Origin of the sequence: Pseudodonghicola sp. (genome assembly GCF_048268305.1) — a bacterium.
GTDB lineage: Bacteria > Pseudomonadota > Alphaproteobacteria > Rhodobacterales > Rhodobacteraceae > Pseudodonghicola.
The window spans coordinates 379,373-392,504 of sequence record NZ_JBLWVT010000004.1; the positions used below are offsets into that span (position 1 = coordinate 379,373).

10 protein-coding genes are annotated in these 13,132 nt (G+C 66.2%); 6 read left to right on the top strand and 4 right to left on the bottom strand.

Features of this window, described 5'->3' with window-relative positions; genetic code table 11:
* Positions 1-3: 3 nt before the first annotated feature.
* Complete coding sequence (locus ACN0V4_RS09950) at positions 4-786, bottom strand: enoyl-CoA hydratase-related protein (protein WP_417675556.1); 783 nt, start codon at positions 784-786, stop codon at positions 4-6.
* Positions 783-1,940, bottom strand: a complete 1,158-nt coding sequence (locus tag ACN0V4_RS09955) for an acyl-CoA dehydrogenase family protein (protein ID WP_417675558.1) — start codon at positions 1,938-1,940, stop codon at positions 783-785. The genes ACN0V4_RS09950 and ACN0V4_RS09955 overlap by 4 nt, the downstream gene beginning before the upstream one ends.
* A gap of 288 nt (positions 1,941-2,228) precedes the next feature.
* Here ACN0V4_RS09955 and ACN0V4_RS09960 point away from each other — a divergent pair, with 288 nt between their 5' ends.
* Positions 2,229-2,978 (top strand): IclR family transcriptional regulator, encoded by a 750-nt coding sequence (locus ACN0V4_RS09960; protein ID WP_417675560.1) that lies wholly within the window; start codon positions 2,229-2,231, stop codon positions 2,976-2,978.
* A gap of 36 nt (positions 2,979-3,014) precedes the next feature.
* Here ACN0V4_RS09960 and ACN0V4_RS09965 read toward each other — a convergent pair whose 3' ends face one another.
* Both ACN0V4_RS09965 and ACN0V4_RS09970 read right to left on the bottom strand, forming a co-directional pair.
* Entirely contained in the window at positions 3,015-4,955 is a 1,941-nt protein-coding gene (locus tag ACN0V4_RS09965) for a 3-hydroxyacyl-CoA dehydrogenase NAD-binding domain-containing protein (protein WP_417675562.1), read from the bottom strand.
* 10 nt (positions 4,956-4,965) lie between these two features.
* On the bottom strand, positions 4,966-6,165 hold the full coding sequence (locus ACN0V4_RS09970; protein ID WP_417675564.1) for an acetyl-CoA C-acyltransferase: 1,200 nt from the start codon (positions 6,163-6,165) through the stop codon (positions 4,966-4,968).
* A gap of 168 nt (positions 6,166-6,333) precedes the next feature.
* On the opposite strand from ACN0V4_RS09970, the gene ACN0V4_RS09975 reads away from it, so the two are divergent.
* The 5 genes from ACN0V4_RS09975 to ACN0V4_RS09995 all read left to right on the top strand — a co-directional run bounded on the left by ACN0V4_RS09975 (position 6,334) and on the right by ACN0V4_RS09995 (position 13,063).
* A complete protein-coding gene (locus tag ACN0V4_RS09975) occupies positions 6,334-7,167 on the top strand; it encodes a MaoC/PaaZ C-terminal domain-containing protein (RefSeq protein ID WP_417675566.1) in 834 nt (277 codons plus the stop codon).
* A 16-nt stretch (positions 7,168-7,183) separates the two neighbouring features.
* On the top strand, positions 7,184-9,493 hold the full coding sequence (locus ACN0V4_RS09980) for a molybdopterin-dependent oxidoreductase (RefSeq protein WP_417675568.1): 2,310 nt from the start codon (positions 7,184-7,186) through the stop codon (positions 9,491-9,493).
* 19 nt (positions 9,494-9,512) lie between these two features.
* Positions 9,513-10,301 (top strand): SDR family oxidoreductase, encoded by a 789-nt coding sequence (locus ACN0V4_RS09985; protein WP_417675570.1) that lies wholly within the window; start codon positions 9,513-9,515, stop codon positions 10,299-10,301.
* A gap of 5 nt (positions 10,302-10,306) precedes the next feature.
* Complete coding sequence (locus tag ACN0V4_RS09990) at positions 10,307-11,245, top strand: 3-keto-5-aminohexanoate cleavage protein (RefSeq protein WP_417675572.1); 939 nt, start codon at positions 10,307-10,309, stop codon at positions 11,243-11,245.
* Positions 11,246-11,467: 222 nt separating this feature from the next.
* Positions 11,468-13,063 carry an ABC transporter substrate-binding protein gene (locus tag ACN0V4_RS09995; protein ID WP_417675574.1) on the top strand — a complete coding sequence of 532 codons (1,596 nt, stop codon included), beginning with the start codon at positions 11,468-11,470 and terminating at the stop codon, positions 13,061-13,063.
* The last annotated feature ends 69 nt before the right edge of the window (positions 13,064-13,132 follow it).

Sequence of the window (13,132 nt, forward strand, 5' to 3'; positions counted from 1 at the left end):
GACTTATTTCCCTTTCCAGCGCGGCGCGCGTTTCTCGGCAAAGGCGCGGGGGCCTTCGCTGAAGTCTTCCGAGGCGCGCATGCGGTCGCGCGCGGGCAGGCCGCCGAGGATTTTCTCGAAGGCCGCCTGATCGGGCAGCATCTCGACCTCGCGGGTGGCCTCCAGCAGGGCGGCCACGGCGAGCGGCGCACCGGTGATGATCTGCGCCGCGATCTCATGGGCCACGGTCATCAGCTCGTCCCGCGGGACGATGCGGTTGACGAAGCCATAGTGCTTGGCCTCCTCCGCCCCCATTCGCCGCCCGGTCAGCAACAGGTCCGAGGCGATGTTGCCGGGCAGCTTGCGATGCGCCCGCCAGAGGCCGCCGGCCTCGGGGATGAAGCCGCGGGCAAGCTCCGGCAGGGCGAATTCGACATGCGGGGCGGCCAGCACGATCTGGCAGTTCAGCGCGAATTCGAAGCCGCCGCCGACCGCCAGACCGTTGATGGCGCAGATCACGGGCTTCAGCATGTCGTGACGGTTCAGCCCCATGAAGCCGTGCGGGCCGAAATCCTCGCCATCGTCACCGGCGGCGACCGCCTTCAGATCCCATCCGGCCGAAAACATCCGGTCACCGGTGGCGGTGACGATCCCCACCCGCAGGGCGGGGTCGTCGTTCAGCCGGGTCAACGCCGCGTCGAGATCGCGGCTGGCCTGCTGGTCGAAGGCATTGGCGGGCGGATGATCAAAGATGATCTCCAGCACCTCGCCCTTGACCTCGGTCTTGATGCGCGACGGTCGGGTCATGCCGGGAATTCCCGCAGCACGTCTTTCGAGATGATGTCGCGGTGGATTTCCGAGGTGCCTTCCCAGATCCGCTCGACCCGGACGTCGCGCCACATGCGCTCGATCGGCCATTCCTTGGTGACGCCCATGCCGCCCAGCATCTGCATCGCATTGTCGGTGACCCGGCCAGCCATTTCCGAACCGAAGAGGTTGACCTGAGAGGCCTCGCGCTGGGTGATGGTCCCGGCTTCCATCTTGGCGGCGCCGTCGAGCACCATCAGCGTGGTGGCGTGGATTTCCATCGCCATGTCGGCCAGCTTGAACGCGGTGCCCTGGAACTGGCCGATGGTCTTGCCGAAGGCCTTGCGGGTATTGGCGTATTTCGCCGCGATCCCCATGGCGCGTTCGGCGACGCCGACGCAATTGGCGGCCAGCATGATGCGGCCCGAGAAGATCCAGTTCTTGGCGATCTGGAAGCCGCCACCCTCTTGCCCCAGGATGTTGCGGGCCGGCACACGGACGTCCGAGAAGGAGATGGCGCAGGATTTCATGCCACGGTTGCCGACCACGCCGATCGGGCTGACGGTGATGCCGGGGGTGTCCTTGTCGACCAGGAAGGCGGTGATGCGCTTCATCGGGCCCTTGGGGGTGTCGTCGACGCCGGTCACCGCGAAGAGGATGATGAAATCCGCCTTCATCGCCATGGTGATGAAGATCTTCTCGCCGTTGATGACGTAATCGTCGCCGTCGCGCACCGCCTTGGTGGCGATCTGGCGGGCATCCGATCCGGCGCCCGGTTCGGTCAGGGCGAAGCATTCCCAGCGTTCGCCGGTGATCACCGGTTTCAGATAGGTGTCGATCTGGTCGCCCTCGCAGGCCTTCAGGATCGGGGCGGGGCGGTTGCAGATCACATGCAGCGCCCGGCTGGTGCGGCCGAACTCGATCTCGGCCATGCAGCGCAGCGACTGGCCCAGGCCGCCGCCGCCCATCTCTTCGGGCATGTTGATCGCGTAATAGCCGGCGGCGATCGCTTTCTTCCGGATCTCGTCGAACAGCTCGTCCGGGACCTGGTCCAGCTCTTCCACCAGCTTTTCGTGCGGCTGCAGCTCGGCCTCGACAAAGGCGCGCACGCCCTCGGCCACCATCCGCTGTTCGTCAGTAATCAGGAGAGACATCCGGTTTTCCTTTCCGGCCGGAACAGCGTGGGCCCCGGCGGTGCCAGGGCGGCCCGTCGCGGCCACCTTGAGTTCGAACGTTTTAATATTCGAAATGAGGTTTTATTATTTTGGATAACCTGTCAAGCTGGGCGCGGAAGATTTCTGTCTTTCCGCCGCGCTCTGCCGTGTCGATGCCCGGGATTTGGTTTCGGATGCCGAAAGGTTGGACGAGAGGGAACTGTTTCCATTCCCGGGCGCATGGCTGATAAAGCGTCGAAACGGATCGCTGCTGTTGAGGAGACTTGAGTGTCGGGAACTGTGGGAAAGGCGTTGCGCCTGCTCGAACTGCTGTCGACCTATGACACGCCGGTGCGGCTGTCCGAGCTGTCGCGGGATGCCGGGATGAACAAGAGCACGGCCTATCGCATGCTCGAATCGCTCAGGAATCTGGGTTATGTCCAGCAGGACGAACCGAACGGGCGCTATATGATCACCACCAAGATGTGGCAGATCGGGGTGCGTGCGTTCCAGCGGCTCGACGTCCGCAATATCGCCCGGCCCTATCTGGACACGCTGGCGCGCGAGACCGACGAGCCGGCGGTGCTGGCGATCATGGAGGGCAAGGATGTGGTGATCGTCGATCGCGCCGCTTCCTCTCAGGCGATTCAGACCGTCTCGCCGATCGGGTCGCGGTCGCCGATTCACTGCTCCTCGCTGGGCAAGGCCTTCCTCATGGTCGACACCGAGGAGAAGTTGCAGAATTTGAAACGCCCGTTGCAGCAATTCACCCCGAAGACCATCACCCGGCTCGCCGACCTGCGGAAGAATGTCGAAGAGGCGGTGGCGACGGGGATCGCAACCGCCTTTGATGAATATGACGAAGGGGTCAGCGGCGTATCCGCCCCGATCATCGGCAGTGACGGCAAGGTGCATTGCATCATCGGCATCACCCTGCCGACCACGAGGGTCGGGGGGGAGAGCTTTGAGGCCTGCAAGAAAATCGTGCGCGAACAGGCCGATCTGTTCTCGGCGCAGCTTGGTTACACGCGGCGCTGAGCGGCCCGCCGGGCGGCGCCGCCCGGCGCCCGGGGGTCATCCCTCGCGGTGATCGGCCCAGTACATCGGCCCGCCGGTCCAGGCCGGCCAGCCATAGCCATTGACCCAGATGGTATCGATGTCGCCGCTGCGCGCGGCCACGCCTTCGGCCAGGATCTTGCGGCCCTCCTCGATCATCGGGTCGAGACAGCGGGCGAGGATTTCAGCCTCTCCGATGTCGCGGCGGGTGATGCCTTTTTGGGCGGAAAGGTCGATCAGCAGACGTTCGGTCAGCTCTGACGGGGTGGCGCGGCCGGTCTCGTCATAGTCGTAATAGCCCCCGCCGGTCTTCTGGCCGAATCGCCCGGCCTCGCACAGGCATTCCTCGATGGTCGATCCCGAGGAGGTCTCGCGATCCCATCCCAGGTCGAGCCCGGCCAGATCGGCCATGGCAAAGGGGCCCATCGGCATGCCGAAATCAAAGAGCACCCGATCCACCTGCCAGGGCAGCGCGCCTTCCAGGATCAATGCGCCGGCGGCGGCCTGACGGCGGGCCAGCATGCGGTTACCGACGAAACCGTGGCAATCGCCGACCACCACGCCGACCTTGCCGATCCTGCGCGCCAGCTCCACCGCCGTCAGCAGCACCTCGGGGGCGGTTTCGGCGCCGCGCACGATCTCCAGCAGCTTCATCACATGGGCGGGAGAGAAGAAGTGCAGCCCCAGGACATGATCGGGGCGCGCGGTGACGCCGGCGATCTTGCCGATCTCGAGGAAGGAGGTGTTGGTGGCCAGGATCGCCCCCGGTTTGGCGATGCGGTCGAGCTGGCGGAACACGCTCTGCTTGACCTCCATCACCTCGAAGACCGCCTCGACGATCAGATCGCAGGGTGAGAGATCGGCGATCTCGAGCGTCGGGGTGATCCGGTCGCGGCGCGCCTCGGCCTCCGCCTCGGTGATCTGGCCGCGACCGGCCTGCCGGGCATAGGTGGCGGCGATGGCCTCGACCGCACGGTCGAGCCCGGCCCGAGAGGTATCGAGCAGGGTGACCGCAAGGCCGGCATTGGCAAAGCTCATCGCGATGCCGCGCCCCATGGTGCCGGCGCCGAGGATGCCCACGGTCTCTACGTTGATCGGCGCGGTGCCCTCGGGCAGATCGGGCAGCTTGCGCGCCTCGCGCTCGGCGAAGAAGACGTGGCGCGGGGCCTTCGACTGTGGGCCCTGTTCCAGCCGGTGGAAGGCGGCGGTCTCGGCCGCGAGCGCCTGGTCGAGCGGCAGGCTGGTGGCGCGCTCGACGCAGGCGATCACCTCGGCCGGGGCCGATTGGCCGCGGAACTTGTGGGCGTTCTTGCGGCGGAAGGTCTCGATCAGCTCGGTGGCGGCTGGGGCCGGGGCAGGGGCGGGGCTGGCGATGCCGGCCTGCGTCAAGTGCCGGGCCAGCGCCTTGGCGGCGTCGAGCAGATCGCCGAGGGGCAGCTCGTCGACGATGCCGAGCGCCTGCGCCTCCGCCGCGCCGATGCTGCGGGCGGAGGTCACCAGATCAAGCGCCACGGCGGCGCCGGCCAGCCGGGTCAGTCGGGTGGTGCCGCCGCAACCGGGGATCAACCCCAGCCTGATTTCGGGCAGGCCCATTTGGGCGGTTGGCGCGGCCACCCGGGCGGCCGCGGCCAGAGCGACCTCGAGCCCGCCACCAAGGGCCGTGCCATGCATCGCCGCCACCAGCGGTTTCGGGAAAGCGGCAATCTGCGCCACCAGATCGGGCAGGTCTGGCCGGGCGATCTCGCCGCCGAATTCCGAAACATCGGCGCCGGCGAAGAACCCCTTGCCGGCACAGCGCAGCACCGCCGCCTTCAGCGCGGGGTCGCGGGCGATCTCGGCCAGGGCGGTGGCGATCCCCTGCCGCACCTGAGCGGCAAGCAGGTTGAGCGGGGGATGATCCACCGTGATGACGGCCAGATCGCCCTCGGCGGTCCAGCTCACGCAAGACGTCTTGGTCATGGTGCGGTCCTCAGAAGATTTCGAACAGGCCGGCGGCGCCCATGCCGCCGCCGATGCACATGGTGACGACGCCGTATTTCGCCCCGCGCCGTTTGCCCTCATGCAGGATATGCCCGGCCATGCGGGCCCCCGACATGCCGTAGGGATGGCCGATGGCGATGGCACCGCCGCTGACGTTCAGCCGGTCGTCCGGAATGCCCAGGGTATCGCGGCAATAGATCGCCTGGCTGGCGAAGGCCTCGTTCAGCTCCCAAAGGTCGATATCCTCGATCTTGAGGCCATGCGCCTTCAACAGCTTCGGGATGGCGAAGACCGGGCCGATCCCCATCTCGTCGGGTTCGCAACCGGCCACGGCGATGCCGCGGAAGGCGCCCAGAGGCGCCAGCCCCTGCTTCTCGGCCAGCGATTCCTCCATCAGCACCAGCGCCGCCGCCCCGTCGGAAAGCTGGCTGCTGTTGCCGGCGGTGACGCATTGGCCCTGCTGGATCACCTGACCCTTGGCGAAGACCGGTTTCAGCTCGGCCAGCCCGGCCGCGGTGGTCTGCGGCCGGTTGCATTCGTCCTGCGCGATGGTGACGGCCTGTTCGATCGGCGTGCCATCCTCGCCCTTGACCAGCTTGATCACCGCCATCGGCGCGATCTCGGCCGCCATCCGGCCGGCGGCCTGCGCTTCGGCGGTGCGCTGTTGCGAACTCAGCGCCAGCGCATCCTGCGCCGCGCGGCTGATGCCATAGCGCTCTGCCACGATCTCTGCCGTCTCCAGCATCGACATATAGAGCGCCGGGTGGCTTTGCATCAGCCCGGCGTCGCGGGTGCGAAAGCCGTTCATGTGGTCGTTCTGCACCAGAGAGACCGATTCGACCCCGCCGGCGACCACGACCTCCTGCCCTTCAAGCGCGATGCCATGCGCCGCGGCGGCGATCGAGGTCAGGCCAGAGGCGCATTGCCGGTCGACGGTATGGGCGGCGACGCTGACTGGGCAGCTGGCGGCAAGCGCGGCCTGGCGGGCGACGTTGAAGGCGGTGGTGCCCTGCTGCAGGGCGGCGCCCATCACCACCTCTTCCACCCGATCGGCCGCCACACCGGCACGACTCAGCGCCCGGGCGATCGCATGGCCCGCCATCGCCGGGGCCGAGGTGTTGTTGAAGGCCCCGCGATAGGCCTTGCCGATGGGGGTTCTGGCTGTCGCCACGATGACCGACCGACGCATGCTGTCTCCTTCACGACTGGGCGGGCGATTTGTTCTGGCCCGCGTGCTGATAATCCGGGCATTCCCCAGCCCGGTGACAGGCTGAGATGTTTCACATTCTGGAACCCTATTGCAATATTTAAACTCCAATGGCATCGTCACGGGGATCAATCTGCACGGGAGACCGCCATGCCGCTGAATGCCGACCTGCTCATGGGGCTCGAAATCCCTGATCGCCGCGTGACCTATGACGACCGCGACACGCTGCTCTATGCGCTGTCCTTAGGGGCCGGGCTGGGTGCGGATCTGGGGCTGGCGCAGGAACAGGGGCAGCGCGTGGTGCCGTCCTTCGGGCAGAATCTGGCCTTCAACGATTCCTGGATGGACGCGGCCGGGGTCGATCTGGCCATGGTCGTTCACGGCGGGCTGGAGCTGACCTTTGCCGAACCCTTCGCACCGGCGGGCGAGGTCGATATCGCCGCCCGGATCGTCGGGCTGACCGACAAGGGCGAGGGCAAGGCCGCCATCATCCGTCACCGGACCGAGGTGCTGCGCGAGGGGCGGGTGATCTTCACCTCCTCCTCCAACCTCTTCGTGCGCGGCGCCGGCGGCTTCGGCGGTTCGCGTGGTGAGGACGCGCCGCGCCACCCCGCCCCCGAGGGGGCGCCCGAGACAACGGTCGAGGTGGCAACGCGCGCTGATCAGGCGCTGTTCTTCCGGCTGATGGGCGACCGCAATCCGCTGCACAGCCTGCCCGAGGTCGCCCGGGCCGCCGGGTTCGACCGGCCGATCCTGCATGGCGCCTGCACCTTCGGCATCGCCTGCATGACCGTGCTGGAACAGTATTGCGGCGGCGATCCGGCGCGGATGGCCAGTTTCGCCGCCCGCTTCAGCGGCCCGCTCTATCCCGGCGAGACCCTGGTGTTCGACTTCTGGCAAACCGGTGATGGCGTCGCCTTCGCGGCTCGTGCGAAAGAAAGGGATGCCCCCGTCCTTTCCGACGGGCGCGCGACCTTGAGCTGAGAAACAGGAGCCGCCGATGCCGACACAGACCTATACGATGGCCCATTGGGGCACTTACCGCGTCGAGAGGGGCGCGGACGGGGCTGTGGCGGCACTGGCGGGGATGGGTGACGATCCGGCGCCTTCGGCGCTGGGCCAGTCGATGCTGGGGGCGCGGACCGACAGTGCGCGGATCGGCCAGCCGATGGTGCGGGCGGGCTATCTGGAAAGCGGCCCGGCCTCACGCGCGGGGCGGGGGGCGGAGCCCTTCGTGCCGGTCGATTGGGATACCGCGACGCGGCTGGTGGCGGCGGAGGTCGACCGCATCCGCAAGGCCCATGGCAACAGTGCTATCTTCGGCGGTTCCTATGGCTGGGCCAGCGCCGGGCGGTTTCACCATGCGCAAAGCCAGCTGCATCGCTTTCTGAACGTCGCGGGGGGCTATACCCGCTCGGTCAATACCCACAGCCATGCGGCACTGGAGGTGGCGCTGCCGCATATCATCGGTTCGACCGATGGGATGGGCGACAACCACACCCCCTGGCCGCTGATCTGCGAGGCCTGCGATCTTTTCGTGGCCTTCGGCGGGGTGCCTGAGAAGAACGCCCAGGTCAGCGCCGGCGGCGTGGCGCGGCACGAGGTCGGCGCCTGGCTGGAGCGTTGCCGCGAGGCCGGCACCGAGTTCATCAATATCAGCCCGCTGCGATCCGATATCGCCGCCCGGGTCGGTGCACAGTGGGTGCCGGTGCGCCCGGGCGGGGATACCGCGCTGATGCTGGGCCTCGCCCATGCGCTCGAGGCCGAGGGGCTGGCCGATCACGGCTTCCTTGATCGCTATACCACCGGCTTCGACCGCTTCCGCGCCTATCTGATGGGGCAAGCTGACGGCCAGCCGAAAGACCCTGACTGGGCCGCGCCACTTTGTGGGGTGGCGGCCGGGGATATCCGGGCCTTGGCCCGGCGGATGGCGCAGGGGCGCACGATGATCTCGGTCACCTGGGCGCTGCAGCGGGCCGAACATGGCGAACAGCCGATCTGGATGGCGGTGACCCTGGCGGCGATGCTGGGGCAGATCGGCCTGCCGGGCGGCGGGTTCGGCTTCGGTTACGGCTGTTCCAACCGGGTCGGCAAGATCGATCCGTCCATCGGCTGGCCGGCCTTCCCGCAATTCCGCAACCCGATCGACAGCTTCATCCCGGTGGCGCGCGTGGCCGACATGCTGCTGAACCCGGGCGCGCCCTTCAACTATGATGGCCGGGCGCTGAGCTATCCGGACATCCGCATGGTCTGGTGGGCGGGGGGCAACCCCTTTCACCACCAGCAGGATTTGAACAAGCTGATCGCCGCCTGGCGCCGGCCCGAGACGGTGATCGTGCAGGATGCCTGGTGGACCGCCACCGCGCGCCATGCCGATATCGTGCTGCCCTGCACCACCTCGCTGGAACGCAACGATCTGGGCATTGCCAAGGGCGAACCGCTGCTGATCGCGATGAAACGGCTGGCGGAGCCCTTCGGCCAGGTGAGGAGCGATTACGATATCCTGTCCGACATCGCCGGCCATCTGGGGTTGGAGGAGGAGTTCACGGAAGGCCGCGACGAAATGGGCTGGGTCCGCCACCTTTATGACGGCGCGCAAGAGCGGGCCGCGGCCAAGGGCATTGCGCTGCCCGATTTCGATGGCTTCTGGGCCGAGGGCATCGCGCGTTTCACCTCTGATCGGGAGGGCAAGCCGCTGTTCCACGCCTTTCGCGCCGATCCTGAGGCGAACCCGCTGAACACCCCCTCCGGCAGGATCGAGATCTTTTCCGAAACCGTCGCGGGCTTTGGCTATGACGATTGCCCGGGCCATCCGGTCTGGTTCGCGCCCCGGGAATGGCTGGGCGCCGAGGGGCGGGCGCAGGACAGTCTGCACCTGATCTCGAACCAGCCGGTGACGCGGCTGCACGGGCAGATGGACAATGGTGCCGTCAGCCGGGCCAGCAAGATCGACGGGCGCGAGCCTGCGGCCTTCAACCCCGCCGATGCCGCCGCGCGCGGCATCGCCGATGGCGCGCTGGTTCGGCTTTTCAACGATCGCGGCGCCTGCCTGGTCGGCGCGGTGATCTCGGAGGATGTCGCGCCGGGGGTGGTCCAGCTTGCCACCGGCGCCTGGTTCAATCCCGAGGAGCCGGGGCGCATCGGCGCGCTCGACCTTCATGGCAACCCGAATGTTCTGACCCGCGACGCCGGCACCTCGCAGCTTGCCCAGGGGCCCATCGCCCATAGCGCGCTGGTGCGGGCCGAAGCGGTCACGACGCCGCAGAAACCGGTGACGGCCTTCGATCCGCCACCGATCCAACCGACCTAAACTTTGAAAGACGAAAGAGATGTCCAGCAAGCACGACGAATTCTGGAAACGACAACGGGTGATCATCACCGCCGGCGCCTCGGGCATCGGGCTTGAGATCGCGCGCTCCATGCATGCCGAAGGCGCCAAGGTCTGGGTGTGCGACGTCAATACCGACGCGTTGGAGGCTGCCGCCGCCGCGCTGCCGGGGCTGGGCACGATGATCTGTGACGTCTCGGACGAGGCGGCCTGCATCGCCTTCACCCAGGCGGCTGTCGACGGCATGGGCGGGCTGGACATCCTGGTCAACAACGCCGGCATCGCCGGCCCGGCGGCGGCGGTGCAGGATATCGTCTCGGAAGACTGGCGGCGCTGCTTCGAGATCAACGTGAACGGCCAGTTCTACATGGCCAAGGCGGCGATCCCGCATATCAAGCAGAACGACGGTGGGTCGATCGTCTGCATGGCCTCGGTCGCCGGCAAATACGCCTTTCCGCTGCGCTCGCCCTATGCGGCGTCGAAGGCCGCCGTCATCGCGCTGGCCCGGTCGCTGTCGGTTGAACTCGGCCCTGATCAGATCCGCGTCAATGCCATCGCCCCGGGCGTGGTCGCCGGCGACCGGATCAAACGCGTCTTTACCGCCCGGGCCGAGACCCGCGGCATTTCCTATGAGGAAATGGAAGCCATCGCGCTGCGCGCGGTGTCGATGAAAACCATGGTCGCGCCTGAGGAGATCGCCGATCTGGTCATGTATCTGTGCAGCCCCTCGGGCCGCCCGATCAGCGGCCAGGTGATGAGCATCTGCGGCGGTCTGGAATATACGGAGTAAGCGATATGGCCAAACTGAAACCCACCGTCATCACCTGCGCCATCACCGGCGGCACCCATACACCGACCATGTCGCCCTATCTGCCGGTGACGCCGGACGCGATCATCGAGCAGGCGATCGGTGCGGCCAAGGCCGGCGCTGCGATCCTGCACCTGCATGCGCGCGATCCGGAAACCCGCCAGCCCACCGGCGACGTCGACACCTGGCTTTATATCCTGCGGTCGATCCGGGCCGAGACCGACGCGATCCTGAACATGACCACCGGCGGCTCCACCTTCATGTCGATCGAGGATCGCCTGGCCGCGCCGCTCACCGCCTCGCCTGAACTCTGTTCCTGCAACATGGGGTCGATGAACTTCGGCTCGTACATGATGAAGGACAAGTACATGGGCCAATGGCTCTATGACTGGGAGGAGGGCTATCTCGAAGCCAGCCGCGGCGCGATCTTCCGCAACACCTTCCTCGATATCGAAACCATCATGACCAAGATGGGCGAGGGCGGCACCCGCTTCGAGTTCGAATGCTATGACGTCGGTCACCTCTACAATCTCAAGCACATGATGGACCGCGGCTTCGTTCAGGGCGTGCCCTTCATCCAGATGATCGTCGGCACCCTCGGCGGCATCGGGCCGGGGCCGGAAAACCTGATGTTCATGAAGGAAACCGCCGACCGGCTGTTCGGTCCGGGCAAATACGAATGGTCGGTGCTGGCCGGCGGGCGGCACCAGATGAACATGGCCACCATGGCCGCCACCATGGGCGGCAACGTCCGCGTCGGGCTGGAGGACAGCCTTTATGCCGGTCCCGGCAAAATGGCGGAATCGAATGCCGAGCAGGTCACCATGATCCGCGGCGTCATCGAGGCGCTCAAGGGGCGGATCGCCACCCCGGACGAGGCGCGCGCAGCGCTGGGTCTGAAGGGCGGCGCCGCGGTGAAGTTCTGAGACGACCATACCCTTGCGGCCGGCGGTGCAGATCGCCGACCGCGTTCACCGGCTCCGGTGGCGCCAGAGAAAAGAAATCATAATACAAACGCGATCCAACCGACGTTTGCCTCAGTCGCGAAACCAGAGCATGACTGCGGCCGGGCAAAATCGGGGACGATCCCTCGCCGCGCCGCGAGACCGGAGCCAGCACCCGAAGTCCAACGAAAGGGAAATACGACAATGAAACGCCGTCAGTTTCTGACCGCCGCCGCCGCCATGGGCGCGGCCACGATGCTGCCCCGCTCCTGGGCCTATGCGCAATCGCGTGCCGACAGCCTGCGGGTTCTCAGCGAAGGGGCTGCGAACTCCTATGACACCATCTCGGTCGGGGTGAACCGCCAGTCGATCCAGGTCACCTGGAACGTCTACGACCGGCTGGTGACCTTCGGTTACAAGGATACCGGTGATGGGGTCGGCTATTACGACTATTTCGACATCCAGCCGCAATTGGCCGAAAGCTATGAGATCGCGGACGACCAGAAGTCGATCACCTTCAAGCTGCGCAAGGATGCCACCTTCCACGACGGCAGCCCGGTCACGGCCGAGGATGTGAAATGGTCGCTCGACCGGGTGGTCGCCAGCACCATCGGCGTGTCGCAGTTCCGCACCGGGTCGATGACCTCGCCCGATCAGTTCGTGATCGTGGACGATCTGACCCTGCGGATCGACCTGCCGCAGCCCGACCGGTTCGCCCTGCCGAACCTGGCGCTGACCTATCCGATCATCGTCAACTCGAAACTGGCCAAGCAGCACGCGACGGCCGAGGATCCTTTCGCGATGGAGTGGCTCAAGGCCAACCCGGCCGGCGGTGGCGCCTTCAAGGTCGCCAAGGCCGAGATCGGCGAACGCATGTTGTTCGACCGCAATGACGACTGGAAAAGCGGCAAGCTGCCCGGCTTCCAGCGGGTGCTGTGGCAGACCGTGCAGGCGGCCGAGACCCGGGTCGCCTCGCTGGTGCGGGGCGATGCGGACATCGTGCAGGATCTGCCGCCGAAAGATGTTCTGACGCTGCTGGACAATGACAAGGTCAAGGTCGTGGGCGTGCCCACCACCAGCTTCCAGTTCATCGGCATGAACGGCCAGATCGCGCCCTTCGACAACAAGCTGGTGCGTCAGGCGATCGCCTATGCGCTGCCCTATGACGACATGTTCAAGACCGCGCTGTTCGGTCGGGGCCGGCCGCTGCACGGCGGCAAGCCGGGGCGGCCTGACACCATCGCCTATCCGCAGGAAAGCGGCTATGATACCGATCTGGCCAAGGCCAAGGCGCTGCTGACCGAGGCGGGCTATCCGGACGGGTTCAATACGACCTTCTCCTATGACCTCTCGCTGTCGACCATCGCCGAGCCGGTGGCGCTGCTGCTGCAAGAGGCACTGGCCAAGATCGGCATCCAGGTCGAAATCGAAAAGGTGCCTGCCGGCCAGCTCGGCACCCTGCTGCAGGAAAAGAAGGTTCCCTTCTACTTCGAGGGATCGACCTCCTATCTGTCCGACCCCGATTATTTCTTCCGCGTCTTCTATACCGGCGACTCGCGTTGGAACTTCGGCGCCTATCAGAACGAGAAGTTCGGCGAACTGGTCAAAGCCTCGCGCTACGAGGCCGACAAGGCCGCCTATGAGGATCAGGTGAAAAGCATGATCGAGATGGTCAAGGACGACATCCCGATCATCATCCTGTGGCACCCGGCGCTGGAAGTCGGGATGCAGAAAGACATCATGGGCTATTCCTACACCTTCCACCGTCAGTTGGAGATGAAAACGCTCTATCGTGGCTGAGCGGGCGATCTTCGCTGTCAGGAAGCGGGGCGGTCTTCGGGCCGCCCCTTTTCGTTTCGGGACGGGATA